General features: G+C 44.1%; 26 protein-coding genes and 1 pseudogene. 16 read left to right on the top strand and 11 right to left on the bottom strand.

Annotated features, from left to right (window positions below; all coding sequences use genetic code 11):
* Nucleotides 1-333: 333 nt before the first annotated feature.
* Both MiAbW_RS20750 and MiAbW_RS20265 read left to right on the top strand, forming a co-directional pair.
* Nucleotides 334-435: an N-acetylmuramidase domain-containing protein gene (locus tag MiAbW_RS20750; protein ID WP_151697092.1), complete on the top strand. Its 102-nt coding sequence runs from the start codon at nt 334-336 to the stop codon at nt 433-435.
* A gap of 168 nt (nt 436-603) precedes the next feature.
* On the top strand, nt 604-957 hold the full coding sequence (locus MiAbW_RS20265; RefSeq protein ID WP_238707329.1) for a type II toxin-antitoxin system PemK/MazF family toxin: 354 nt from the start codon (nt 604-606) through the stop codon (nt 955-957).
* 136 nt (nt 958-1,093) lie between these two features.
* On the opposite strand, the gene MiAbW_RS17145 is transcribed toward MiAbW_RS20265, so the two are convergent.
* Nucleotides 1,094-1,531 carry a helix-turn-helix domain-containing protein gene (locus MiAbW_RS17145; protein ID WP_172967391.1) on the bottom strand — a complete coding sequence of 146 codons (438 nt, stop codon included), beginning with the start codon at nt 1,529-1,531 and terminating at the stop codon, nt 1,094-1,096.
* A gap of 418 nt (nt 1,532-1,949) precedes the next feature.
* Here MiAbW_RS17145 and MiAbW_RS17140 point away from each other — a divergent pair, with 418 nt between their 5' ends.
* Complete coding sequence (locus tag MiAbW_RS17140) at nt 1,950-2,588, top strand: MotA/TolQ/ExbB proton channel family protein (RefSeq protein WP_151697091.1); 639 nt, start codon at nt 1,950-1,952, stop codon at nt 2,586-2,588.
* An 18-nt stretch (nt 2,589-2,606) separates the two neighbouring features.
* Nucleotides 2,607-3,176, top strand: coding sequence for an ExbD/TolR family protein (locus MiAbW_RS17135; protein ID WP_151697089.1), 570 nt, complete (start codon nt 2,607-2,609; stop codon nt 3,174-3,176).
* Here the strand turns inward: MiAbW_RS17135 and MiAbW_RS17130 are convergent, their stop codons facing one another.
* Nucleotides 3,177-3,527, bottom strand: coding sequence for a hypothetical protein (locus tag MiAbW_RS17130; protein ID WP_151697088.1), 351 nt, complete (start codon nt 3,525-3,527; stop codon nt 3,177-3,179).
* Nucleotides 3,528-3,947: 420 nt separating this feature from the next.
* Between MiAbW_RS17130 and MiAbW_RS17125 the strand changes: the two genes are divergently transcribed.
* Nucleotides 3,948-5,141, top strand: a complete 1,194-nt coding sequence (locus tag MiAbW_RS17125) for an NAD(P)/FAD-dependent oxidoreductase (RefSeq protein ID WP_151697087.1) — start codon at nt 3,948-3,950, stop codon at nt 5,139-5,141.
* Here MiAbW_RS17125 and MiAbW_RS17120 read toward each other — a convergent pair.
* Nucleotides 5,121-5,540: a GAF domain-containing protein gene (locus MiAbW_RS17120; protein WP_151697086.1), complete on the bottom strand. Its 420-nt coding sequence runs from the start codon at nt 5,538-5,540 to the stop codon at nt 5,121-5,123. The genes MiAbW_RS17125 and MiAbW_RS17120 overlap by 21 nt on opposite strands.
* Before the next feature lie 84 nt (nt 5,541-5,624).
* On the opposite strand from MiAbW_RS17120, the gene MiAbW_RS17115 reads away from it, so the two are divergent.
* The 4 genes from MiAbW_RS17115 (at nt 5,625) to MiAbW_RS17105 (ending at nt 8,075) form a co-directional block, all read left to right on the top strand.
* The gene (locus MiAbW_RS17115) at nt 5,625-6,959 is read left to right on the top strand and encodes an AAA family ATPase (RefSeq protein ID WP_151697085.1); all 1,335 of its coding nucleotides are present in this window, start codon (nt 5,625-5,627) and stop codon (nt 6,957-6,959) included.
* Nucleotides 6,956-7,648, top strand: coding sequence for a Rho termination factor N-terminal domain-containing protein (locus MiAbW_RS17110; protein ID WP_151697084.1), 693 nt, complete (start codon nt 6,956-6,958; stop codon nt 7,646-7,648). The genes MiAbW_RS17115 and MiAbW_RS17110 overlap by 4 nt, the downstream gene beginning before the upstream one ends.
* A gap of 34 nt (nt 7,649-7,682) precedes the next feature.
* Nucleotides 7,683-7,805: a hypothetical protein gene (locus MiAbW_RS20505; RefSeq protein ID WP_274596539.1), complete on the top strand. Its 123-nt coding sequence runs from the start codon at nt 7,683-7,685 to the stop codon at nt 7,803-7,805.
* Nucleotides 7,806-7,871: 66 nt separating this feature from the next.
* Nucleotides 7,872-8,075: a type II toxin-antitoxin system HicB family antitoxin gene (locus MiAbW_RS17105; protein WP_151697083.1), complete on the top strand. Its 204-nt coding sequence runs from the start codon at nt 7,872-7,874 to the stop codon at nt 8,073-8,075.
* 185 nt (nt 8,076-8,260) lie between these two features.
* Here the strand turns inward: MiAbW_RS17105 and MiAbW_RS17100 are convergent, their stop codons facing one another.
* The gene (locus MiAbW_RS17100) at nt 8,261-8,977 is read right to left on the bottom strand and encodes a lysophospholipid acyltransferase family protein (protein ID WP_151697082.1); all 717 of its coding nucleotides are present in this window, start codon (nt 8,975-8,977) and stop codon (nt 8,261-8,263) included.
* Nucleotides 8,978-9,133: 156 nt separating this feature from the next.
* On the opposite strand from MiAbW_RS17100, the gene metG reads away from it, so the two are divergent.
* Both metG and MiAbW_RS17090 read left to right on the top strand, forming a co-directional pair.
* Entirely contained in the window at nt 9,134-10,747 is a 1,614-nt protein-coding gene (gene metG / locus MiAbW_RS17095) for a methionine--tRNA ligase (RefSeq protein WP_151697081.1), read from the top strand.
* 100 nt (nt 10,748-10,847) lie between these two features.
* Nucleotides 10,848-11,453, top strand: a complete 606-nt coding sequence (locus MiAbW_RS17090; protein WP_002743578.1) for a LabA-like NYN domain-containing protein — start codon at nt 10,848-10,850, stop codon at nt 11,451-11,453.
* A 101-nt stretch (nt 11,454-11,554) separates the two neighbouring features.
* Here MiAbW_RS17090 and MiAbW_RS17085 read toward each other — a convergent pair whose 3' ends face one another.
* The 3 genes from MiAbW_RS17085 to MiAbW_RS17075 form a co-directional block, all read right to left on the bottom strand.
* Nucleotides 11,555-12,751: a DNA double-strand break repair nuclease NurA gene (locus MiAbW_RS17085; protein WP_151697080.1), complete on the bottom strand. Its 1,197-nt coding sequence runs from the start codon at nt 12,749-12,751 to the stop codon at nt 11,555-11,557.
* 88 nt (nt 12,752-12,839) lie between these two features.
* Nucleotides 12,840-14,003: a HigA family addiction module antitoxin gene (locus tag MiAbW_RS17080; protein WP_151697079.1), complete on the bottom strand. Its 1,164-nt coding sequence runs from the start codon at nt 14,001-14,003 to the stop codon at nt 12,840-12,842.
* A complete protein-coding gene (locus tag MiAbW_RS17075; protein ID WP_151697078.1) occupies nt 13,996-14,331 on the bottom strand; it encodes a type II toxin-antitoxin system RelE/ParE family toxin in 336 nt (111 codons plus the stop codon). The genes MiAbW_RS17080 and MiAbW_RS17075 overlap by 8 nt, the downstream gene beginning before the upstream one ends.
* Before the next feature lie 422 nt (nt 14,332-14,753).
* Here MiAbW_RS17075 and rpsL point away from each other — a divergent pair, with 422 nt between their 5' ends.
* From rpsL to rpsJ, 5 genes are all read left to right on the top strand, one after another.
* The gene (gene rpsL, locus MiAbW_RS17070; RefSeq protein ID WP_002740176.1) at nt 14,754-15,137 is read left to right on the top strand and encodes a 30S ribosomal protein S12; all 384 of its coding nucleotides are present in this window, start codon (nt 14,754-14,756) and stop codon (nt 15,135-15,137) included.
* A 156-nt stretch (nt 15,138-15,293) separates the two neighbouring features.
* On the top strand, nt 15,294-15,764 hold the full coding sequence (gene rpsG, locus MiAbW_RS17065; protein WP_002758831.1) for a 30S ribosomal protein S7: 471 nt from the start codon (nt 15,294-15,296) through the stop codon (nt 15,762-15,764).
* 142 nt (nt 15,765-15,906) lie between these two features.
* Nucleotides 15,907-17,982 (top strand): elongation factor G, encoded by a 2,076-nt coding sequence (fusA, locus tag MiAbW_RS17060; protein WP_151697077.1) that lies wholly within the window; start codon nt 15,907-15,909, stop codon nt 17,980-17,982.
* Between the two features lie 152 nt (nt 17,983-18,134).
* The gene (gene tuf / locus MiAbW_RS17055; RefSeq protein WP_151697076.1) at nt 18,135-19,364 is read left to right on the top strand and encodes an elongation factor Tu; all 1,230 of its coding nucleotides are present in this window, start codon (nt 18,135-18,137) and stop codon (nt 19,362-19,364) included.
* A gap of 92 nt (nt 19,365-19,456) precedes the next feature.
* Complete coding sequence (gene rpsJ, locus MiAbW_RS17050; RefSeq protein WP_002740287.1) at nt 19,457-19,774, top strand: 30S ribosomal protein S10; 318 nt, start codon at nt 19,457-19,459, stop codon at nt 19,772-19,774.
* Nucleotides 19,775-19,993: 219 nt separating this feature from the next.
* Here the strand turns inward: rpsJ and glyQ are convergent, their stop codons facing one another.
* The 4 genes and pseudogenes from glyQ to MiAbW_RS19730 all read right to left on the bottom strand — a co-directional run bounded on the left by glyQ (nt 19,994) and on the right by MiAbW_RS19730 (nt 24,235).
* Nucleotides 19,994-20,869, bottom strand: a complete 876-nt coding sequence (gene glyQ / locus MiAbW_RS17045) for a glycine--tRNA ligase subunit alpha (protein ID WP_151697075.1) — start codon at nt 20,867-20,869, stop codon at nt 19,994-19,996.
* Between the two features lie 140 nt (nt 20,870-21,009).
* The gene (locus tag MiAbW_RS17040) at nt 21,010-21,933 is read right to left on the bottom strand and encodes a serine/threonine protein kinase (RefSeq protein ID WP_151697074.1); all 924 of its coding nucleotides are present in this window, start codon (nt 21,931-21,933) and stop codon (nt 21,010-21,012) included.
* Between the two features lie 165 nt (nt 21,934-22,098).
* A pseudogene (locus tag MiAbW_RS20260) lies at nt 22,099-22,194 on the bottom strand (type II toxin-antitoxin system VapC family toxin); the annotation flags it as partial.
* A gap of 223 nt (nt 22,195-22,417) precedes the next feature.
* Nucleotides 22,418-24,235: an SUMF1/EgtB/PvdO family nonheme iron enzyme gene (locus tag MiAbW_RS19730; RefSeq protein WP_274596540.1), complete on the bottom strand. Its 1,818-nt coding sequence runs from the start codon at nt 24,233-24,235 to the stop codon at nt 22,418-22,420.
* Between the last annotated feature and the right edge of the window lie 99 nt (nt 24,236-24,334).

The following is a 24,334-nucleotide window of genomic DNA, read 5'->3' as shown; positions in this document are numbered from 1 at the left end:
AAAATTTCTGGAGCCCAGTGGAATGAAGAAAATATCCCTCAAGTGCTTAAACACCGCTGTGCTTACCTAAATAACAGTCTTTAGCTATTGAATAGTATTTATGTTCTGACAAAACTGACTTGCTCCCGTTTGTTACTGGGTGTGTGGTGGATACTTGTATCGGGTATGAATGATAATTTCACGGTAAAAAATCTTTACAGAAGGCCTCGACAATTAAACGAATCGAATAATTATAAATTTTTGTCAAGGGGTGCGGTCAGATCGAATAATCGTCGCTAGAATTAGCCTAGAATGTCAGGAATTTAGTTAAATAAGGTTTTTGGCAATAGGCTAATTTGGGCAGGTTTTGCTCTAGGCTACAATGGGTCAGGCTATCGTGCTAATAGGTACGATACCAAACTTGCTAATGCTTACCATAGATCGCTTTCTGCCTAATACCATTTTTCTTTATTCGCGTCACAACGAATACAGGCTTGGCAAGCATTCGAGCGTGGATGTCTGTCATGGATTTAGAAATTTGGTATAACAAATACGTCCTTTCGTATTGTCCATCTTTGACTCACCAATAGAAATCAAATCCTTGTCTCATCTCAATACTACTCTATGAATACCCCCACCCCCCCCAGCCACCACAACCGATCAGCAACCATCCCCGTCTTTTGTTACTACCAACCCCTCAATCAATCGAAAAGTCGCTTTTGCATCAGTCGGTGCTGCACTAGGCTCTATAATCAGCCTCTTTTTAGCAACCTTTTTGCTGAACCTTCCATAAATTTCTGGCACGTTAAAATTGAACCTAACAGTATCAATGGATTGAATAAAGCTTCTGCAATTGATACTCTTCAACTAAGAGGGATGGATTTACAAAGGTTTATTCGTAAATTAGGAGGCGTTTCTGAAATTACAATGCTGGAAATTGTAGCCGCCATTACTACTGTAATCGAATTTGAGGTCTAACAAATCATTGCACCCGACCAACAAAAAGCCACTGATGCTGGAAAATATAGCGGTTCTCACGCCCGTGTGACACACTTAAACCTTTGATAATTAAGCTTTTCAACATTGATAATGTACCTCTTGCGAACAGGAACCGCTATAGGTTAATTTTTCCTGCGTTTTCTAGTTGCTTAAATTCTTCAAGCTGTGCCTTTTTTTGTTGATATGCTTCAGGTTCTGGTTTTCCGCCTACTGCTTTACGCATAGGATGCCAACTCATTTTCAGGGTTTTAAGAACTCTTTGAAGGTTTTTTTTACTACTTTTAATTCCCCATTCATCTTCCACTTTTCCCAACACCTGTTTTAGTTGCCTTGGTTCTTGTTGTGTCCATTCTTTTATCTTGGCCTTCTGTTCAGAATTAAAGGTTGGTTTACGACCTCTTCCTGGTTTATTATACAATCCTACCAGACCATCTGATTCCCATCTCTCAAACCAATTGTAAATTGTTTTACGGCTTACCTGAAAAATCTGCATGAGATTTTCTACTTTTGTGCCTTGATTTGCTAAGATCAGACAATGCGCTCTTTGACGCACCTGCAATTTTTTACTTTAGCAATAAATTCGTTTCAGTAATTTAGCGGAAAGAGGATTGATTTCTATGAAAAATATCATAAGTAATCTAAATTAATCCACAGCCTCTCTAGCTTACCATATTATTGCTTATTTGTGTAATTAATTTTGTCTTATTACTTATTAGATAGCCGTGGTTTAGACTTCTCTGGCCCGAATTAGGTTCAAATAGAGTCAGGGCAATCCCTTTTCTGATATCTTCTGGCCCCTTGAAAAGCCCCATCTCATCCTGTATTCTAAGTCAGCGTGAGAACTATAATTGTCAATCGATTAAGCTAAATCTTCAACTATAATCCTTAAACAATAATCATCACCCGATCGCCCAGGAGGGACAGAACAACTCGTGAGTATACCTGATTTAATCCAAAAAGGCGGAGTGGCCATGTGGCCGCTGCTTTTTCTGTCTATTTTAGCTCTTAGCACTATTATCGAACGAATTTGGTTTTGGAGTCGCACCCTCCTCAGTGAAGGCCAGATTTTAAACCGAATTATGGAATCGGCCATCCGTAATTGGGATTTGGCGGCAAAAGTCGCTAGGGATTCCCGCAATCACCCCATTGGTAGCTATCTCTACGCACCCCTGCGCTTAGAAAATCCAGATCCAGAGGTTTTTCACTTTGCCCTCGAATCGGCTGCCGATGAACAATTATCCCTGATGAAACGGGGCGATAAAATCCTGGAGGCAGTCATCGCCCTTTCTCCCCTGCTAGGATTATTAGGGACGGTACTCGGTTTAATTACCTCTTTGGCCAATATTCAACTGAGTGACCTGGGAACTTCCTCGACGGCGGGAGTAACTTTAGGTATTAGTGAAGCTTTAATTTCCACCGCTGCCGGCTTAATTGTCGCTATTTTTAGCCTCGCTTTCTATCGCATTTTTCAGGGACTCTGGTTCAATCAAGCTAGAATTTTTCGCAAGGCCGGCAGTGATTTAGAAATTATCTACCGTCAACGTTGCCTAGATGGAGAAGACCAACAATACGCCCTCAGTGCTAACCTAGAAAAACCTCTCGATCGCTAAGTCTCCCTCTTATAACCCATGGCCGAAACTAAATCTCTTAACCACAAAAAGCCCAAAAGTAGCCATATTACAGCTCGTCCCCTGAAGTTATGGCATGATCAACACCGCGTTCAAGAGGATGTGCAAGTTAATATCATTCCCTTGATCGATGTAATTTTCTGTATTCTCACCTTCTTTATTCTCGGTGCAGTGGGATTATCTCGCCAACAGGCTATCAGTCTCGATTTACCGAAAGCTAGTACAGCCACCACCCCGATGCGGGAAATGTTGGTGGTTAGTCTTGATGATTTCGGACAACTCTACGTCGAAAAACAGATGGTGACTCGCCCCCAGTTGTTTGAGGCGATCAAGAATTATCATCAATATAGTCCCAATGGACTGATGGTACTGAATGCATCCAGAAATGCCAGTTATAACGAAGTGGTTGGGGTTTTAGACCTACTGCGACAGGTGGGCGGTGATCGCGTGGCTTTAGCGACTCTATCAGGGGAGGCTAACAATCCCACCCTGGAAAATAGCAATCCTTTGCCCAATTTGCCCACTAACCCCACCTTACCCAGTTTACCCAATCCTCTGGGCAGAAATTAACTAGGAATGGATGCGATAGGTGAGTAATTGTTCTTCGAGGGCGGCAATGCGATTGTAGGCCGCCGTCAATTGTGCCGTTAATCGGCGAATTTGGATTTCATCGGAAAAAGGATTATCGCCATTGACAGCCGGGGACTGTTTGCCACCGTGATCCCGGAGAATATCTTTATGATCGTAGAGGCTATTATCGGATAACTCGGAAAAACCGACTATTTCCAGCGATTCTTGCGGAAAATGACTCGATTTATCCCCAGCTAGGATAGCAATTTGCTGGCTGAGGCTTTCGACAATATCCTGTAGATGATCGACTTTCCGATCAAGACTGATAATCTGTTGTTGTAGTCCATTCATGCAATTACCTAGGGATTAAGGAGGCTTCCCCTCTATGCTAGGCTCTGGGAGAAATGGACTATAACAATTTATGATTGATTTAACGATTCCTTTACTGCCCTTAACTCATCTTAATATATTGGCAGAGTCAACCAGCCATAGCAATTCTATCAGAAATTAAGGTAAGCTGTTGAGCGGTAAGCCTCGATTTTAAGGAACTAATTATGTTTAAAAATTGGTCTTTCGATGATTGGATGAATCATATCCTTTTTCTGGCTACAATTGTGGCTTTGTTGACGATTTGGCTAGGTAGATAATTAAACTATGGTTGCCAATCTAATTTTAGGGATGTCAAGATAACTGGAGTCATTGCACCGACAATCCCCGTCCATTTTACGGCAGGGAGTGTCAAAATAAGAAACAAAACCCTCAGCGATCGATATGACTGACTCAATCCCAAAAATTTGTATTCTCGGTGGTGGTTTTGGTGGACTCTATACTGCTTTACGTTTGAGTCAATTGCCTTGGACCGATCAACACCCTCCCCAAATTACCTTAATTGATAAAAGCGATCGCTTTTTATTTTCTCCCCTTCTCTACGAATTAGTCACCTCAGAACTGCAATCCTGGGAAATTGCTCCCCCTTTCAGCGAATTGCTCGCTAATACCCCCGTTGACTTCCAACAGGGAACCGTCACGGCCATCGATGTTAATAATCATAAAATAACCCTTGACAATCAAAACGATATATGCTATGACCGCCTCGTGATCGCCCTCGGTGGTCAATCTTCCCTTGACTTCCTACCTGGGGCCAGAACCCACGCTATCCCCTTTCGTAGTCTAGAGGATGCCTATCGTCTTCGAGATCGACTCAAAACCCTAGAACAATCCGATCGCGATAAAATTCGGGTCGCCATTATCGGGGGCGGTTATAGCGGCGTAGAATTAGCCTGTAAGCTGGCCGATCGCCTCGGAGAAAGGGGAAGAATTCGTCTGATCGAAAGAAATAGCGATATACTTACCCTTTCAACCCAATTTAACCGCGACACCGCCAAAAAAGCCCTAGAAAAACGTCTAGTTTGGTTAGACCTCGAAACCACCGTCGCCGACATCCAAGCGGATCGCCTCTCCCTTGACTACAAAGGACAGATGGACAATATCCCCGTTGATCTAATTCTCTGGACTGTTAGCCCGATCGCCTCTCCACTACTCGCTAATTTGCCCCTAGCACATAATGAGCGTAAATTACTAAAAGTTAATCAATATTTACAAACTGTCGAAAACCCCAGCATCTACGCGATCGGCGATGCGGCCGATGGTCGCGATCAAGAGGATAAACCCTACGCTGCCACGGCCCAGGTCGCCCTTCAACAGTCCGACTACTGCGCTTGGAATATTTGGGCGAGTTTCCACGATAAACCAGCTTTACCCTTCCGTTATCAACCTTTAGGCGAAATGTTGACCCTCGGAGTCGATGAAGCTACTATTAGCGGTTTAGGACTAGAATTAGCCGGTCCCCTTGCCCATCTTACCCGTCGCTTAGTCTATCTCTACCGACTGCCCACCCTTAACCATCAAATCGCCGTAGCATTTAACTGGATTACCCAACCGCTTCTATCCCTCATTTCTGAGTAGCGAGTTCAGATATTCCTCCACTAATAAACTATCTCGATCGGTCAATTCCTGACCATCGAGACGGTTTAAAAGCATTACTGCACCAAATAACTGATTATTAACCTTAATTGGCACAGCTAAAGCCGTTTTTATCCCCAAAGCCACCGCTATATCCTGACGAATGCGATTATCTCCTAGGGTTTGTCCCACCACCACCGGACAACTGCCCTGGTAAACCACCGTACACAATCCCGACGTGGCAATATCACCCCTTTTGCCCACAATTGCCCCGGTGTTTTTACCCGCACCCGCGCGATAATCAATACTATCACCGTCAAATAGGGCAATGATAACCGTTTCTGTCGGAATTAAACCTAAAATTTCTTCAGCCAAGCGATCGAGATTAGTTAATTTTTCCATAATGGTTTAGGGGTTGAGGAAATGGGGTGTTATACTCAAAAAAACAGCAATTCATTAACTTTAGTCTATAGTTTGTGAACTGAAATGAAAGATAACACCCCCAGAGTAACAAGTCTCAAATCTTATCTTCAGCATTTGCCTCAAGATGCGTCGGAAGCGATCGTTAGCACCAACTTTGCACGTTACCTGATATCATATTTAGGATTTTCAACCACGGAGATAATCCCACAGTACGACACGGGAGGCGGTGGGATTACCGACTTTGCCACTCGGAGAAACCTAGAAAACGATATTTTTTTGCAGACAAAGAGTAATCCTTTTCTGCTGATAGAGTTAAAAGGTAGAGATATTAACCTAACTGAAAATAGTCCAAGTTATAAGGCAACTGTCAATCAGTTAAAGCGTCAGTTATTAGGGACTAACTGTCAAGCATCCCAATGGGGAATTATCACTAACGGTTCACACATCCAGTTATTTAGAAAACATGGTAAAATCATTTTTCCTGCCACTACTTGCATAGCAATAACTCCTGAGAACATTGATGATACTATAGCTCTGATCAAGACAAAAATTGACAAGACTCCCAAAGCACTAACGGTTACTGTTTACAATAATAAAGGCGGTGTAGGCAAAACCACCACAACCGTAAATATTGCCGCTTTCCTTGCCTTTTTAGGTAAAAAAGTTCTAGTTTTAGACTTTGATTTTAATCAAGGAGATTTAACTAGATCTCTCCTAAATATGAAACCAGAAGATGGCCTACTAGAAAAGGCTTTAACTGACCGCAATATTGAACTAAAATCAGTGATTCGTCCCTATATTTTTAAGAATTCAAAAGGACAAATTACCTTCGATGTCGTTCCTGCTGAGCCTAAAATGGCAGAGTATTCGGAATTTGAGTATAATGCTAAAATGAAAATATACACTCTCCATAGAAAATTAGACTTAGCTAGATATGAATATGATTACATCTTTATAGATGCCGCTCCCAATTGGCGATTTACTAGCAAGCTGGCTGTTTATGCTGCCGATGTTGTCCTCTTACCCACAAAACATAACAGTTCATTCTCCCTTAATAATGCAGCCACTGCCATCAAGGAGTTTCTGCCGGAAATGCAAAAATCAAAAAAAGATGGGACTCCCATAGCCTTACCAATTTTTTTCAACGGTGAGAAGATTACTCAACCACAGTTAGAACTTGCCCAAAAAGAAATTTATCAAATACTAAAAAATGACAAAACCCTTACACCCTATTTTTATCCCAAATACACTAATGCCAGTAAAAATTTACATATTCATCACCTGCCAGAATACGCTATTATAGCCAGTGCTGCTTTCGCTCGCGTGCCAGCCGTTTATAAAAATCGTTCCGCTTATGACTACTACAAAGACTTAGCAAAGGAGTATTTTTTACAATGATGGAATATACCGATATTGGTACTTTGAAGTATCTCTACTTAGATGAAATAGAAATTACCAATGGGACCGATGCTGATAGTTTTTTAATTGAAGTTGCTGCTAAACTATTACAGCAGACAGGTGGACGCAATTGGCTGCCTGTAATCGTCAAAGAACTATCAGAGGATCGCTATGAAGTTATCGGCAACTCATTTGTTTATGCTGTGGCTGAAAGGGCTGGACTAGAAAGAATTTGGTGTATTATTGCCGATGGAACAGAAGATGCTAGGAATATATCCAGAGTTTTGGCAAGAGAGGAAACCCCAAAACTAAATCTGTCAACAGCTTCAAGAGAAGAAATTAAATCTGCTTTACAGTTCTTAATTGAACAACCGAATAGCCCCCTAAAAACAGTTAAATTAGCTACTGCTACTGCTAGGATTGATGAAGCTCCCCGTCAATTCTGGAAGAGTTTAGACTCAATTATCGCCCTCAAGTGTGGAATTACAAAAGGGAAAGGATTAGATTTACTCAAAACTGTCTTTTATCTCACTCCTCAATCTCAACAAGATGCAGTGATTGAGGAATTTTCAGAAGAAACTCTCAAACTCAAGACTGTTTCTGAATTAAAGACTCTAGCCAAACAAAAGGGAATCGTTGGTTTAAGCAAGATGAAGAAAGCAGAGCTAGTCAGAATATTAGCGCAATAGAAAAAGGAGTATCAATCAAAGTGAATGATCAATTATGAATTATCAATTGCTAGAAGATATTGAAAGTGAATTAAAATGGCAGCAAAGCCTTTCTAACGAAGATATGGAATTGGGAGCTTTTTCAACGTTAACCACCATCGAGTCATCCCGGACTTGAGCATTGATTATGCTTGTGGAGTCCATCTGTTATCATCTTGGGTAGTTCCCTAAGGATTTAGTCCCTATGAAATGGCGAGTGATACTTGAACCCGATCCCGATACAAACGAATGGGCAATTTGGTGTCCGGAACTGCCCGGATGCACATCTGCCAGTATCACACAAGAGGAAGCTCTCAACAATATACGGGAAGCGATCGAGCTTTATTTACAACCTGATGCTATCGACCTTCTACCAGGAGCAGTAATCCGTGAGGTTATGGTCGGATGACTCGACTCAGGAGAATGAATGCTGACGAGGTTGAGCGCATATTACGCAAGTATCAATTATGAGTTAGGAAGTGGGAAGTATTTTCAGTGAACAGTAAACAGTAATCAGTGAACTGAAAACTCACATCTGATAACTGATAACTGATAACTGATAATTGATTCAAGGCTGTCTCGGAGTCTCATGACTTAGCCCTTCAGCAATAAATCGCTAATTTCCGACTGACAATGACCAATTAAACGATTAAGGGCTTTTTTTCCTTGTTTACCTTGATAATCTGAGCGATCGCTCTCAGTAATTCCATAGGGACGACCGATCGCCACCTTGACACGATGATAAAATACAACGGGATGCCAACCATCTTGATCGAATAAAGGTTCCGTGGCATCTAACCAGCGTAGCAAACGCACGGGAAAAGGACTAATAGCAGTTTCCGACTCAGAGAGAATAGCCACAGGTAAGACAGATAGATTCTCCACGGGACAACGCAGGGCTAAATGGGCAAATCCGCTTTGAAAAGGGCTAATTTGACGAGGAGGAGTCAAATTTAACATCGGCGATCCACCTTCTGGAAATAAACCAATCCATCGTCCGGACTGTAAAAAATCCGTTGCTTGCCGAAAAAAAGTCTGGTGGCGTTTTTCGGGGGTATCAAAGGGAAAACAGCCCAATTCTCCGATTAATTCCCGCAAAAGCGGCGTTTTTCCCATGTAGTGATGACAGGCAATCGGGAGAGTTTTGCCCAAAGCTTGAATTAAGATCGGTGCGTCCAAAAAGCTACGATGGTTACTTACCACGATCGCCACTCCTTGGCTGGGTAGATTTTCTTGACCGACGCTAAACAGACTCGTGCGCGTGGTATCAAGAATTAAACGAGAGGTAGATAGGGGGGTAAGCAGCGTCATGGAGAAAAAAAAATCGGCCTTAAGATTGTTTTTATTGACTTAGACCACAATTAAAGGATAAAACGGAATTAGAGGATCATAAAATCTGGACATTATGTCCCAATCATCTACGGATCAGCCTTAGGGCGGCCTCGTCTATTTAAAAAAATAAATTTCATGAATGATTTGAATGAGCGGAAAACATTTGCTTTAACAACACCCCTTTATTATGTCAACGATATCCCTCACATCGGTAGTGCTTACACGACGATCGTAGCGGATGTTATGGCACGATGGAAGCGGTTACAGGGCAATTCTGTTCTCTTAATTACAGGAACCGACGAACACGGACAGAAAATCGAACGAACTGCGGCAGCTAAAGGACTCAATCCCCAGACACACTGCGATCGCATTGCCACCAGTTTTGCCAATCTCTGGGCAAAGCTACAGATCCAGTATGATCGCTTTAGTCGTACCACTGCCCCCCGTCATCAGGCAATTGTTAACGAATTTTTTGAAAAAGTCTGGGAAAAGGGCGATATCTATCTCGATCGCCAACAGGGTTGGTATTGCGTCGCTTGTGAAGAATTTAAGGAAAAAAGAGAACTGTTAGATAATGGCTGTTGTCCCATTCATACTAACCTAGCCGCCGAATGGCGCGACGAGGAAAACTATTTTTTCCGTCTCTCTAAATATCAAGCACAACTAGAACAACTTTACCAAGAGCAGCTCGATTTTATTCAACCGGAAAGCCGACGTAATGAGGTTCTCAACTTCGTCAACCAAGGACTACAGGACTTCTCCATTTCTAGGGTTAATGTGGCTTGGGGGTTTCCCATTCCCCACGATGGTCAGCATACCATCTACGTTTGGTTTGATGCCCTTCTTGGCTATGTTACCGCCCTTCTCGACCCCGAAGACGAACCCACCCTAGAAAACGCCTTGGCCAAATGGTGGCCGATCGATCTGCATCTGATCGGTAAAGATATATTAAGATTCCACGCCATTTATTGGCCAGCTATGCTCATGTCGGCGGGTTTACCCTTGCCTAAAAGAGTATTCGGCCATGGTTTTTTGACCAAAGACGGGCGGAAAATGGGCAAAAGTCTCGGTAATACCCTCGATCCCTTCGATTTGGTTGATCGCTATGGGGCTGATGCCGTCCGTTACTATTTCGTCAAAGAGATTGAATTAGGACAGGATGGCGATTTTCAGGAAACCAGATTTGTTAATATTCTTAACGCAGATTTAGCCAACGATTTAGGCAACCTCCTCAATCGCACCCTAGGCATGGTCAAAAAATACTGCCAAAATATCCCCCCCCAGTTGACTGGCGTAAATATCCCGAACGACAATCATCTTAAGAATATAGGGATCAATTTAGGGGGGATTGTTGAACAGAAGTACGATGCGCTACAATTTAATCAAGCCTGTGAGGAAATATTGGCGTTGATTCGTGCTAGTAACAAGTTTATCGATGAGAGTGCGCCCTGGAGTTTATTTAAACAGAAACAACAAGCAGCGGTAGAACAAGTCCTCTACGCAGTTTTGGAATCCGTAAGACTCTCTGCCTACCTACTCTCACCGATAATACCGACCTTGAGCAGTAAAATTTATCAACAACTAGGTTTTGTTATTGATTTTAATACTTTCAGGTCGGAGGACGGAGAAAACCCCCCTGATGGTGTCTCTTTTTCCCAACACTGTCAATGGGGATTACCCACAAATCCACAACTGGGAACACCTGAACCGATCTTTTCTAAACTAGAACTGCCGTTAAACGATTCCTAAGGGAATTTTTTGATAACTCTATTTTTTAAGGTCTGTTGTCCTTTAGGATACAACTGGCAAACACCCAACACTAAACTTTTAACAAACGAGGAAAAATAAAATGTTTGATGATTATGACACGGCCCCAGTCTTCACCCCCGAACAGGTGCTAGAAAATCGGGGTCGTGTGGCGATTTTCATCGATGGTTCTAATTTATTTTATGCGGCTCTGCAATTAGGTATCGAAATTGACTACACCAAATTACTTTGTCGTTTAACTGCTGGTTCTCGTCTCTTGCGTGCCTTCTTTTATACTGGAGTTGATCGCACTAACGAAAAACAGCAGGGATTTCTCCTCTGGATGCGTCGCAACGGTTATCGAGTCATCGCTAAAGATCTAGTACAATTGCCCGATGGTTCCAAAAAAGCCAATCTTGACGTGGAAATTGCCGTGGATTTAATGGCTCTAGTGGGTTCCTATGATACCGCAGTCATTGTCAGTGGTGATGGGGATTTGGCCTATGCTGCCGATTCTGTCAGTTACCGCGGTGCGCGGGTGGAAGTGGTTAGTTTGCGATCGATGACCAGTGATAGTTTAATTAATGTAGCTGATCGCTATGTTGATCTAGATCAAATTAAAGAAGAAATTCAAAAAACTAGCAAACATCACGTTAGTTATAATAATTTCCCCGTCAGCGTCTTAGACCAAGATCGGAGCAGTCGCTAGAACAATTCAGCAAAAATCAAGTTTAAGGTGGGAATTACCCACCTTTTTCAGGGATCAGTTATCAGTTATCAGTGACCACTCCCCATCTGCTGCCTCCTCAATTAAGCAATACTACTGCGTTTTCTCGCTTCCTTATAAGATGTTCCCACATCCTGTAAACCGACTTTAATCATCTGTTGTTCCAAAAGGGCAAAAAAACGCAAGCGATCGCCACCTTTAATCACCGCTAAATTGTGCGCTTCCGCTAAAGCGATCGGATAACCATAACCTTTTAACACCTGGGCCAGTAAAATACTCAAAGAGCGATCGAGTAATTCTCGATCCTCCACCACCCAAGCAGGAACCTCTACCCTAGCGATTTCCGTCCCCACATGGAGATAACAGAAGTAAATACGATGCTCATCCCCATAAAGATCGAGTATTTTCAAAGAACTGCGCCAAAAAGGACTTCTTTGCCCCGGTTCCAATAAATAACCCCAGAGAGAAGCATCCCGGAGAGGATCGACGACACGACAAGGGGTTTTTTCTGCATCTAAATCACCGCAATTGATCAAGCAATTGGGAGTATCATGGGGACAAGATTGTAAACGCAGGAAATTTAAGCCTTCCGTGCTACGAGAAGCACTAATATAACCCATAAGCGGGATTTTAGCCGACCGCAAATCGTCCCAAGACTGAAAAATCGGTGGCAAAATTAAATCTTTTGCTTCCGGGGGGAGACTATCGATAAACCAATAGATCAAAGAACCATCCACGAGGGCTAAATTTGGTTCATAATGGGCACCGGGAGGTTTTACCCAACGAGTAGCCATTTCTGCTAACATTTGGCTTTCTAATACCGTCCGACGATAACTCATCCACTCATCCACGCGAATACCCCACTGTTTAGAAATGTAGAGGTCTTCTGATTTGTAATAGACTTCGGGGATGCTATCGAGGAGAGGGTGCAAATTTTGACCATAGTGCAACATGATCCTACCGATATTAATTAGATAACAGTAGGCGATTTCGTGGTGAGAAGGGGCAATCTGGGAACCATCCGTGGCAAAAACGCTATGACTTTCGGGAGCGGGAAGGATAGTAACGCGGGTGTCGAGAGGTTCGATCGGTAGTGCAACGGAGAAAATTAGGCGATCGTGCCAGTTATGATAGAGTTCTAGCAGTTTTTCCTGTTGCTGTTGAGCCTGTTCTAAAAGAATTTTAGCCCGTTGCACTCGCTCGCGACTAGCTGTCACTTCCTGTTGAAAATGTTGACTGATTCCTGGCATTTTTGCCGCTAATTTCGCAAGATCGAGCATAACTATCCTCTCCCTGACTTTTTTTGATTTTATCGCAATTTTGTCAATTATTGCCAAATTTATCCGTAGTAATCTCCGCTTAGAGCAGTTATCTTAATGGTGAGATATGAAGTTTTCCTTTTGGGGAGTCGTTCGTCAATACCAAAAAGGAATTCTGCGTATTTAGACAATATTTCTCCTTAAGATCATTATAGTTTTGATAAGAAATAATTTGCTCATGTTGCATTCTACCAACAATAATACCAGGGTGTATTACTAGTTGTTCGGCAAATTGATTAATAGCTTTTTTACTTAGAGAATTATTGGCGATAAATCTCTGCCAATCTCTGGGAGCAATTAAGAAATTAGCCGCAAAAACATCCGCCTCTTTTTCTTTAATTTTATCTCGAATATCTTTATCTTGCCCCTCTAAAAATAAAGTTCGTTTCCCATGTAATAAAATATGACTAGCTTCATGAAAAAAAGAAAACCAAAAATGATCATTTGTTTTGTATCGATCGCTCAATTGAATTAAAGCTCTCTGAGAACCTAACCAACGGGTAGCACCGTGTACCCTTGTTTTCGGAAGTTCAGGGACAAAGGCTAAGGCAACCCCCGCTGCCGCACAAAGCTCGATCATTTGCGGTTGAAATACTTCGATCGACTTAACAGTTAACGAACGAATTTGTCGTAAGGCATCTCTGAATTTCAACTCGTTGTAATCAGCACAATTAATTTTCGATGCTTCTATTTCTCCTTGACGCAACCATGCCGTTATTGCCCCTCGATCGCTATCAAATGCTTGAGACTTTCTAAAATCAATCGATAAATTTATCCCCCAAATCTCCTCCCATTGCTCAGGGGAAACAACGGCAAAAAAATTCAAGCTCTCTCGTAATTGCTCTATTTTATCCTCATCAAACTTGAGCCAGCCTAATTCAGTCATCTGCCGATAAGGAATTTGTTTTAACCAGCCTAAATAACCTTTTAATCTTTGATTCTCGTTTTTTCTCGCTAAATATTCCCGATAAAGTCTTTCGCGCTCTATCCAGAAACTGGCGGGAGTTCCTAACACTAACTGTATCTGTAAGGCGGTATCGATAGTAATCTCCGCTTTACCTTTTATGATCTCATTGATAGTCTTTTTTGGTCTGCCCATGCGTTGGGCGAGTTCCGATTGAGACATATTTCTTTCTTCTAGGATTTCGGCAAGGGTTTCTCCCGGTGGAGAAATAAAATCCGGTGCATATCTGTTCTCAATAGTATTAGTCATGGGTGTCATCTATGCCAATAATTACGACTGCGGTTACTTTCTTCCAATCAATTCCCCCGTCTGCTTTTTGAGGAATCGGTATATTAGCCGGCTCAAAAATTAGTCTGAGGGGATGAACTAAATCTAAAGATAGTTGTCCAGCACGGTTATATAACAATTCGTGGCAACGTCCCGGTAGCGATCGCATTTCCTCCAGGACAATAACTGCCTTTAAGTCGTCGAGTCTTTGCCTGATTTTCTTAGCCATCTTCTCTCCATACTGTTTTTTCAGTGACCTTTGGCTATTGCATTCGTTCTCAAATTTTTTTTCCTTAAATACAATATCCATTGTAGATGACCCTTGTAATATTGTTAACCTCAAAGGTTAACAATATTTTATGGCAGCACACCTGGGTTGCATCCAGTACAAACGCTCTAAATATATCGTTAAGAGCTAATAGTCTAGACACCAGTTCTGAAAATGAGGTTAGCTAGAGACAGTTTTTCAGACATTAGCCGATTAATCAGGTGATAATTATTGCTAAAATTGCACTATCGGGCAAAAGCAAGGAAAATGTGGTTTTATCGCCTAATAACGCTCGAATTGAGTGCCGCAGCCGCCCAAGAAAAAGACAATCTCTAACATCTAAACCGGAGAAAAGCACAATCCCTGACTTGACAACAAGATCGACAATTTGGTATAATGACCTTTTGTCAACGATTTGACCTTCGGTAATAGGAGTTCAGAGTAACCTTAGATACAGCCCTATCATGCCCACCATTCAGCAATTAATACGCGACGAAAGATCCAAAGCGAAAAGAAAAACCAAATCTCCCGCCCTCAAACAATGCCCCCAACGTCGGGGAGTTTGTACAAGAGTATATACCACCACACCGAAAAAACCCAACTCAGCCCTACGGAAAGTGGCTAGGGTACGTTTGACCTCTGGATTTGAGGTGACAGCCTACATCCCGGGCATCGGTCATAACCTGCAAGAACACTCGGTCGTCCTTATTCGGGGCGGTCGGGTCAAAGATCTACCCGGGGTCAGATATCACATCATTCGCGGCACCCTTGATGCCACTGGGGTGAAAAACCGTCAAAAGGCGCGGTCTAAATACGGAACCAAACGCCCCAAACCCGCCGCTAAATAAACAGGGAATTGATTAACCAAAAAAAATACTCCCACCGAGTCGGTCAAAGTTAACCCAAGAGACTGACAACTACCAGGAGAGGGTTTGAGAGGGGCTGTAATCATCCGACTGTCAAGCAAAAGTTAAAGTTAACCTAGAAAATTCAGGAATATTCCGATGTCTCGCCGTAAAAACGTCAAAAAACGTCCTATTCCCCCCGATCCCGTTTACAATAGCTGTTTAGTCAGCATGACCATCCGCCGGATTATGCGATCGGGCAAAAAATCCTTGGCTGCTAATATCGTTTACGATGCCCTGAAAACCGTAGGCGAACGTACCGGTCAAGAGCCCCTAGAAGTATTTGAAAAAGCCGTTAAAAACGCCACTCCCCTAGTGGAAGTGAAAGCGCGCCGGGTCGGTGGCGCCACCTATCAAGTCCCGATGGAAGTACGCAGCAATCGTGGTAGTACATTGGCACTACGCTGGTTAGTCCATTATGCCAGAACCAGAGGCGGCAAAACCATGGCGGGTAAACTAGCTAACGAGATCATGGATGCGGCCAATGAAACCGGCGGCACGATCAAAAAACGGGAAGAAACCCACCGGATGGCAGAGGCCAACAAAGCCTTTGCCCACTATCGTTACTAAAAAGATACTTTAAAGATACTTTAAGGGCGGTGGACTACACCGCTGCCGCCAAAAAACTGTCAAGAAAAGTATAGAATTGTAAATAGTGTAAAAAATCCTAGAACAAAACCCCATTACTGGCAAGCAAAGCAAGGAGGTTGCTGTGGCACGGACTATCCCGCTAGAGAGAGTGCGAAACATCGGAATCGCCGCTCACATAGACGCGGGCAAAACAACGACAACAGAAAGAATCCTGTTCTACACGGGAGTCGCTCACAAACTGGGCGAAGTCCACGACGGAACGGCAATTACCGACTGGATGGAACAGGAACGGGAGCGAGGAATCACCATCACCGCCGCCGCCATCAGCACCAGTTGGCAAGATCATCGCATCAACATCATTGACACTCCAGGCCACGTCGATTTCACCATTGAAGTGGAACGTTCCATGCGGGTACTCGATGGCGTGGTGGCGGTTTTCTGCTCTGTTGGTGGTGTACAACCCCAATCAGAAACCGTCTGGAGACAAGCCGATCGGTACAAAGTACCCCGGATTGCCTTTATCAACAAAATGGACAGAACGGGGGCGAACTTCTTCAAAGTTTACGAACAATTAAGAGATCGCCTTAGAGCTAACGCCGTTCCCATCCAAATGCCGATCGGCGCAGAAAGCGAACTGAGCGGGATCGTTGATCTCGTCAAGATGCGCGCCTATATATATAAGGACGATCTAGGGAAAGACATAGAAGAAACCGACATTCCCGAAGACTTATTGAAAAAGGCCGAAGAATTCCGCGTGCAGCTGGTGGAAGCTGTAGCGGAAGCCGATGAAGAACTCCTAGAAAAATATCTAGAAGGTGAAGAACTCACCGAAGCTGAAATCAAACGAGGTCTGAGAGAAGGGACGATTGCTGGTACAATTGTTCCCGTACTCTGCGGCTCGGCTTTCAAAAACAAAGGGGTACAACTGCTCCTCGATGCCGTGGTAGATTACCTACCCTCGCCCTCGGAAGTAGCCGCCGTTAAAGGGATTCTTCCCGATGGCAGCGAGGCAATCCGGGAGGCTAAGGACGATGCGCCCTTCTCAGCCCTGGCCTTCAAAATCATGGCCGATCCCTTCGGTCGTTTGACCTTCCTGCGGGTCTATTCCGGTGTACTAGCCAAAGGCAGCTACGCCTACAACTCCACCAAAGGAACCAAAGAACGGATCGCTCGCCTGATCGTCCTCAAATCCAACGAACGGATCGAAGTGGATGAACTGCGTGCTGGTGATCTAGGGGCGGCGATCGGACTGAAAAACACCATTACTGGGGATACCCTCTGTGATGAGAAGAACCCAGTTATCCTAGAATCCCTCTTTATCCCCGAACCGGTTATCTCCGTAGCCGTGGAGCCGAAAACCAAACAGGACATCGAGAAACTCAGCAAAGCCCTGCAAGCTCTCTCCGATGAGGATCCCACCTTCCGGGTCAAAGTTGATCCCGAAACCAATCAAACGGTAATCGCCGGGATGGGAGAACTGCACCTGGAAATTCTCGTTGATCGGATGCTGCGGGAATACAAAGTCGAAGCAACCGTGGGTGCTCCCCAAGTTGCCTATCGGGAAACCGTCCGCAAACCCGTGCGGGCCGAGGGTAAATTTATCCGTCAAAGTGGCGGGAAAGGACAGTACGGCCACGTCGTCATCGAACTCGAACCGGGTGAACCGGGTTCCGGCTTTGTCTTCGTCTCCAAAATTGTCGGTGGTGCTATCCCCAAAGAATACATCAACCCGTCAGAACAAGGGATGAAAGAAGCTTGCGAATCGGGGATCGTTGCGGGTTATCCCGTCATCGACCTGAAAGCAACCCTGGTGGATGGTTCTTTCCACGATGTGGACTCCTCCGAGATGGCGTTCAAGATTGCCGGTTCCATGGCGATCAAAGAAGCGGTGATGAAAGCTGCCCCCGTTCTCCTCGAACCGATGATGAAGGTCGAGGTGGAAGTACCCGAAGACTTCATCGGTAACGTCATCGGTGATCTTAACTCCCGTCGAGGACAAATCGAAGGTCAAGAAACCGAGGCCGGCATCGCCAAAGTGTCCGCTAAAGTTCCCTTAGCGGAAATGTTTGGTTACGCCACTGATATTCGCTCGAAAACCCAAGGACGGGGCATCTTCACCATGGAATTTAGCCATTACGAAGAAGTCCCCCGCAATGTGGCCGAGGCGATTATCACCAAAAGTAAAGGGAACGGCTAATCAGTGACCAGTGACCGGTGAGCAGTGAAGATAAACCGATCATTTAAAGTTGGTCGGTCAACCCTAATAACTGCTAACTTAAAACTGGTCTTTGGTGACTGATTACTGTTCACCCACCTGAAGAAGAAAAAAAACAAAGGAACAAAAAGTAAATGGCACGCGCTAAATTTGAACGGACGAAACCCCACGTTAACATCGGTACGATCGGTCACGTTGACCACGGCAAAACTACCCTCACCGCCGCTATCACGATGACTCTAGCGGCTCTGGGTAATGCCCAAGCTAAAAAATACGATGAAATCGATGCCGCTCCCGAAGAAAAGGCTCGCGGGATCACCATCAACACCGCTCACGTTGAGTACGAAACCGCTGATCGCCACTACGCTCACGTGGACTGCCCTGGCCACGCCGACTATGTAAAAAACATGATCACCGGTGCGGCACAGATGGACGGTGGTATTCTCGTGGTCTCGGCCGCTGATGGCCCTATGCCCCAAACCCGGGAACATATCCTGCTGGCTCGTCAGGTGGGGGTTCCTAACCTCGTGGTCTTCCTCAACAAAAAAGATATGGTGGACGACGAGGAATTACTGGAACTGGTAGAACTGGAAGTGCGCGAACTTCTCAGCAATTACGACTTCCCCGGCGACGATATCCCCATTATTGCCGGTTCTGCGAAAGAAGCCCTCGACTACATGACCAAAAATCCCAAGGCCCAAAAAGGCGAAAACGAGTGGGTAGATGCGATTTATGAATTAATGGAAGCGGTGGATAGCTATATCCCTACCCCCGAACGGGCGGTAGATAAACCCTTCCTGATGGCGGTAGAAGACGTATTCTCGATTACTGGTCGGGGGACGGTGGCTACCGGTCGGATCGAACGCGGTATTGTGAAAGTGGGTGATAACGTGGAATTGGTCGGGATCAGAGCAACTCGCCCCACCACCGTCACCGGGATCGAAATGTTCAAGAAAAGTCTCGACCAAGGGATGGCTGGTGACAACGCTGGTATCCTCCTGCGTGGTATCCAAAAAACCGACATCGAGCGCGGCATGGTGATCGCTAAACCGGGTACTATCAAACCCCACACCCAGTTTGAAGGTGAGGTATATGTGTTAAGTAAAGAAGAGGGTGGTCGTCACACTCCTTTCTTTAAAAACTATCGTCCTCAGTTCTATGTGCGGACAACCGACGTAACTGGCACTATCCAAGACTACACCGCCGATGATGGCAGCAGCGTAGAAATGGTCATGCCGGGAGACCGGATCAAAATGACTGTGGAATTGATCAACCCGATCGCTATTGAAGAGGGTATGCGCTTCGCTATTCGTGAAGGTGGTCGCACCATCGGTTCTGGCGTTATCTCGAAAATTCTCAAGTAGGCCGATCTACTAATTAACGGGGCAGTTAATGACAAAAAACTGCTCCGTTACTGTCTTTATTTTGTACCTTGACAATTGCAATAGGTGAAATTATGGCTACGTTACAACAACAGAAAATTCGCATTCGTTTGAAAGCTTTTGACCAGCGCTTACTCGATACCTCCTGTGAGAAGATTGTCGATACTGCCAATAGAACTAACGCCACGGCGATCGGACCGATTCCCCTACCGACAAAAAGAAAGATTTATTGTGTCCTGCGTTCCCCTCACGTTGATAAGGACTCCCGTGAACATTTTGAAACCCGCACCCATCGACGCATTATTGACATTTACCAACCCTCTTCTAAGACAATCGATGCTTTGATGAAATTAGATTTACCCGCAGGGGTTGATATTGAAGTTAAACTGTAAAAAACGCCAAAAAGATGTTATCGCTAACATCTTTTTTTCTTAGAAACTCTTTGTGATACCAAATCCCTTTTTAATAGTCTGATTAACTCCCAAGTTAGGGATTTTTTCTCCCCACTCTCCCATAACTTTTAGATAGGATTTAGTATAAAAAGAAGTTATTAAAAGAAGACCAGTACACTTGTTAAGGGTGCATCGCCACAATTGAGATGCCCCCGATCGCTAAACCGTTTGTAGGGGAAAACCTAAAGCTTCTCGTTGCTGTAAATACAATTGAGCAACCTGTCGGGCTAAATTGCGAATTCTGCCGATATAACGGGTTCTTTCAGCTACAGCAATTACACCTCTAGCATCGAGTAAATTAAAAGTATGGGAACATTTAAGAACATAATCTAGACTGGGAATCACCAGAGAACGCTCGATTAATTGTTTAGCTTCCTGTTCATATAAACTGAATAAACTAAATAATAACTCAGGATTAGAAGCCTCAAAATTGTAGGTACATTGCTCGATTTCATTTTGTAGAAAAATATCGCCGTAGAGGATATTTTCATTCCATTGAATTTTATTAATTGCCTCCACATCTTGCAGATACATGGCTAATCTTTCTAAACCATAGGTAATTTCGATCGCCACGGGACGACAATCGATACCCCCACACTGTTGAAAGTAGGTAAATTGGGTGATTTCCATACCATCTAACCACACTTCCCAACCCACACCCCAAGCACCGAGGGTGGGAGATTCCCAGTTATCTTCCACGAAGCGAATATCGTGATCTTCCGGGTTAATTCCTAACACCCGCAGGGAGTCTAAATAGATTTCCTGAATATTATCGGGAGAGGGTTTAATTAGAACTTGATATTGATAGTAATGCTGAAAACGATTGGGATTTTCGCCATAACGGCCATCCGTAGGACGACGACAGGGTTCCACATAGGCAACGGCCCAAGGTTCCGGACCAATTGCCCTTAAAAAAGTGTGGGGACTCATGGTTCCTGCACCTTTTTCGGTATCATAGGGTTGAGCAACTAAACAACCGCGAGCAGCCCAAAATTCATTTAATTTAGCGATAACAGCTTGGAAAGTTAAAGACATGGGAAAAAAGTAAAAAAGCAGATTAGGGGTTGGGGGTTGGGGAAGTGGGAATTATAAATTATAAATTATGAACTATAAATTATAAATTGGGACGTGGGGAGAATACATAAAAACTGTCTCCTGACTCCTGAAGGTTAAATTCATTGACTTACTTTTAACTGTAAGCGAAAGTGAATAGGGTTAGAAGATTGGGGGAGAATAACTAATTCATAAAATCCCTCTTCGGGTAATTGACCAGACCATTGCCGATCGCTAGACTTGTCTAAAAGGGTAATATTACCCGTGGGAGAGTAGAAAGATAGTAAAACTTCGCCTTCCGCCTCTAAATTTAAGTCTAACCGATAACTGGAACGCAATTTTATTGCATAGGCTTTTCCTTGTCCCTCGCTGAGAATTGCCTCGATAACTTCCTCTCCCCCTGCGTCTAAACTTTCGATCGCTTGGTAGGATAGGCCAGACTGTAAAGATTGTAACTGATTCCAGGCCAAACCACTCCACAGTTGTCCTAGGCTGCCACCAAAACTTGGTCTTTCTGTCAATTCGGGAAATAGTTGAAAAAAGGCAGTATCAGTGAGTAAATTAAGGACTCTACTGCTTAATCGTAACTGATTCACTTGTTCTCGCCATTTTTCTGGCTGTTGCTCGTCGTAGCTACCTAATGCTTCTCTAGTGCCAGAATCGAGACGTTCTAAGCGATCGAGGATTTCTGCTGCTAAAATATCTCTTTGTTCCTGTTTCTGTTTTTCCTCTTTGATATCCCCATAGCGGAGGTTAAACAATTCATTGACGAGATTTTTAAAAAACTGACCATCAATTCCCAACTCTAGACGGCGCTTTCTCATCTCGGCTTTCCGTTGCCATGCCCGATCTGTGGCAGAATTAAAGTTATTTTCCTCCGTGGCAAAAACGGGTTTAACGGTTTGGGGTTGATTGCTGTGTTTAACCCACTGTTTACCGATTAACCAGCCTATTGCCGCCGATAGTAACATCAAGAGGCAAAAAATAGCGATCCTGCCAGAACAGCCGAGAAAAACGGGCGATTTATTCCGAGAATTGGCGGCCATTGTCTCCTTAGACGATTTGGGGTTTTGATATTTAAAGATGAGATTAACACAAATAATAGGCTAAGACGCATTTTAAGCGCCTATCCTTAGATTAGCTGAATCTCCCCCAATCCCTTTACCATCGCCTCTTGTCTCATCTCAACAAGCAGTTTAAACACAAGGACAGCTTATCTCAATATTAGCCGCCACAATAATATCTCTGCGGGGTCGAGCAGTTAGGTAGCCTAAGATACTGGTTTCAATATAGACGGTTTCGCTCACGGCCATAGGAGAAAATCTATCCAACCTCCATCATACCCTATTTAATTGTCGTCAACCCAACCTTGCATCTTCATCGGCTCGCGTCCTGTAGGACTGCTCCCAAAAAGGCAAAAGCTCCCCAGGACGCACCCTAGAAAATCTCAAAAAAAATCGACCCGCCGCTAGGCGGGAAAGAAAGAGAAAAATTGAAAAAAGAGAAAAAAGGGTAAAAAGGGAAAAAGGGTTACAGAGTCCCCCCCACACCGCACACCACCCGAAAACCGATGTCGTCGTAGCCGTCGCGGTAGAATTCGTCGCAGTAAGCGGAACGGCAGTAAGATGGATTGAAGGACCAAGAACCGCCCCGAATTATTTGACAATCATTATCATTTGTCAGCCAAGCACTGCCATCCTTTGGCGCTCCGATATAGTTATCGTGCCAATCGTCTTCGCACCACTCCCAAACATTGCCACTCATGTCATAGAGTCCCCAAGCATTGGGCTTTTTCTGACCCACAGGATGAGTTTTATCCTGAGAATTTCCGTCATACCAAGCGTAATCTCCTAACTGATTGGCATCATCACCGAAATAATAGCGAGTAGTTGTCCCCGCACGACAAGCATATTCCCATTCCGCTTCTGTGGGTAGGCGATAGGTTTTCCCAGTTATTTGACTCAATTCCTTGCAGAAAGCTTGAGCTTCGTCCCAACTAACCATTTCTACCGGATTTTGGGGATTGTTTTTAAAAAGAGAGGGATTTTTTCCCATTACCGATTCATATTGTGCCTGAGTCACTGGATATTTACCAATCGCAAAACTGTTGACTTTAACTTGGTGTTGAGGCTTTTCAGCATCCCAAGCATCGGGATCACTGTCAGCAGATCCCATAAGAAATTCACCTGCTGGTAAGCTCACCATCTCCAGTGTGACTCGATTGGGTAGTTTTTTGGTAAATTCTGTCAGTGGAGTTGGCGATTCTTTAGGTAGGGGTGTAGATGTTACAGTAGCGATACTTTTCCCCCCAGCACCGCACACCACCCGAAAACCGCGGCTGTAGTTGTCGTAGGAGGGGAGGTTCCTGCTGCGGATGGCAGAACGACAGTAATCAGGTGCTTTGTAGCTGTTCCAAGAACCGCCGCGCAGACACTTGAGATGAGAACGATTATCATTATTGATAAGCCACGCAGATCCATCCTTTGGCGCTCCGATATAGTTATCGTGCCAATCGTCTTCGCACCACTCCCAAACATTGCCAATCATGTCATACAGTCCCCAAGCATTGGGTTTTTTCTGTCCCACAGGATGAGTTTTACTCTGAGAATTTGCGCTATACCAAGCGTAATCTCCTAACTGACTGGCATCATCACCAAAATAATAGCGAGTAGTAGTCCCCGCACGACAGGCATATTCCCATTCCGCTTCCGTCGGTAGGCGATAGGTTTTCCCTGTTATTTGACTCAATTTCTGACAAAAGGCTTGAGCATCGTTCCAACTAACCCTTTCTACCGGATTTTGCGGATTGTTTTTAAACCGAGAGGGATTTTTTCCCATTACCGCTTCATATTGTGCCTGAGTCACTGGATATTTCCCAATCGCAAAACTGTTGACTTTAACTTGGTGTGGAGGCTTTTCATCATCGGAAGCATCAGAATCACTGTCAGGAGATCCCATGAGAAACTCACCTGCTGGTAAGCTCACCATCTCCAGTGTGACTCGATTGGGTAGTTTTTCGGTAAATAGAGTAGGTGAAACAGGCTTTTTGACTGCTGCCGGTGCTGGTGGAGGTGACGGGGGAGAAGTCCATCCCACAGGTTGTAAGGCATTTAAAACCTGTTGTGCTGTCCATCTTTGTTTTCTATCTTTTTGCAAACACCCTTCAATAATCGGTTTAAACTCTTTCGGTAAACTGGGGATTTGTAGCTCACAATTCATCACCTTTGCCATTAACTGGTGAATATCATTATTGAACTTATAGGGAAGTTGATTAGTCGTCATTTCGATTAACATAATACCCAATGACCACAGATCCCATGGGGAGCAAGTCAAAGCTGAAGAACAAATAAACTACTTGACAAAAGCATCAATTGGGTATGGGATAGAGAAAAGAGTAGGGAAAAGACAAAAATGACTCCAGAGCAACAACAAGAACTTAACCAACAT

This window comes from Microcystis aeruginosa NIES-4325, assembly GCF_008974145.1.
Taxonomy (GTDB): Bacteria; Cyanobacteriota; Cyanobacteriia; order Cyanobacteriales; family Microcystaceae; genus Microcystis; species Microcystis aeruginosa_G.
This window is presented reverse-complemented; position numbering and strand designations above follow the sequence as displayed.

Bases quoted from the DNA above. Each gene is read 5' to 3' on its own strand.
- MiAbW_RS20505 (WP_274596539.1), top strand. From the start codon at position 7,683: ATGAATTATCAATTGCTAGAAGATATTGAAAGTGAATTAAAATGGCAG.
- glyQ (WP_151697075.1), bottom strand. From the start codon at position 20,869: ATGTCTTTAACTTTCCAAGCTGTTATCGCTAAATTAAATGAATTTTGG.
- MiAbW_RS17090 (WP_002743578.1), top strand. From the start codon at position 10,848: ATGTTTGATGATTATGACACGGCCCCAGTCTTCACCCCCGAACAGGTG.
- metG (WP_151697081.1), top strand. From the start codon at position 9,134: ATGAATGATTTGAATGAGCGGAAAACATTTGCTTTAACAACACCCCTT.
- MiAbW_RS17080 (WP_151697079.1), bottom strand. From the start codon at position 14,003: ATGACTAATACTATTGAGAACAGATATGCACCGGATTTTATTTCTCCA.
- MiAbW_RS17105 (WP_151697083.1), top strand. From the start codon at position 7,872: ATGAAATGGCGAGTGATACTTGAACCCGATCCCGATACAAACGAATGG.
- MiAbW_RS17085 (WP_151697080.1), bottom strand. From the start codon at position 12,751: ATGCTCGATCTTGCGAAATTAGCGGCAAAAATGCCAGGAATCAGTCAA.
- rpsL (WP_002740176.1), top strand. From the start codon at position 14,754: ATGCCCACCATTCAGCAATTAATACGCGACGAAAGATCCAAAGCGAAA.
- MiAbW_RS20265 (WP_238707329.1), top strand. From the start codon at position 604: ATGAATACCCCCACCCCCCCCAGCCACCACAACCGATCAGCAACCATC.
- MiAbW_RS17140 (WP_151697091.1), top strand. From the start codon at position 1,950: ATGTGGCCGCTGCTTTTTCTGTCTATTTTAGCTCTTAGCACTATTATC.
- MiAbW_RS17075 (WP_151697078.1), bottom strand. From the start codon at position 14,331: ATGGATATTGTATTTAAGGAAAAAAAATTTGAGAACGAATGCAATAGC.
- MiAbW_RS17130 (WP_151697088.1), bottom strand. From the start codon at position 3,527: ATGAATGGACTACAACAACAGATTATCAGTCTTGATCGGAAAGTCGAT.
- MiAbW_RS17125 (WP_151697087.1), top strand. From the start codon at position 3,948: ATGACTGACTCAATCCCAAAAATTTGTATTCTCGGTGGTGGTTTTGGT.
- rpsG (WP_002758831.1), top strand. From the start codon at position 15,294: ATGTCTCGCCGTAAAAACGTCAAAAAACGTCCTATTCCCCCCGATCCC.
- MiAbW_RS17040 (WP_151697074.1), bottom strand. From the start codon at position 21,933: ATGGCCGCCAATTCTCGGAATAAATCGCCCGTTTTTCTCGGCTGTTCT.
- MiAbW_RS17110 (WP_151697084.1), top strand. From the start codon at position 6,956: ATGATGGAATATACCGATATTGGTACTTTGAAGTATCTCTACTTAGAT.
- MiAbW_RS17115 (WP_151697085.1), top strand. From the start codon at position 5,625: ATGAAAGATAACACCCCCAGAGTAACAAGTCTCAAATCTTATCTTCAG.
- rpsJ (WP_002740287.1), top strand. From the start codon at position 19,457: ATGGCTACGTTACAACAACAGAAAATTCGCATTCGTTTGAAAGCTTTT.
- tuf (WP_151697076.1), top strand. From the start codon at position 18,135: ATGGCACGCGCTAAATTTGAACGGACGAAACCCCACGTTAACATCGGT.
- MiAbW_RS17120 (WP_151697086.1), bottom strand. From the start codon at position 5,540: ATGGAAAAATTAACTAATCTCGATCGCTTGGCTGAAGAAATTTTAGGT.
- MiAbW_RS17135 (WP_151697089.1), top strand. From the start codon at position 2,607: ATGGCCGAAACTAAATCTCTTAACCACAAAAAGCCCAAAAGTAGCCAT.
- MiAbW_RS17100 (WP_151697082.1), bottom strand. From the start codon at position 8,977: ATGACGCTGCTTACCCCCCTATCTACCTCTCGTTTAATTCTTGATACC.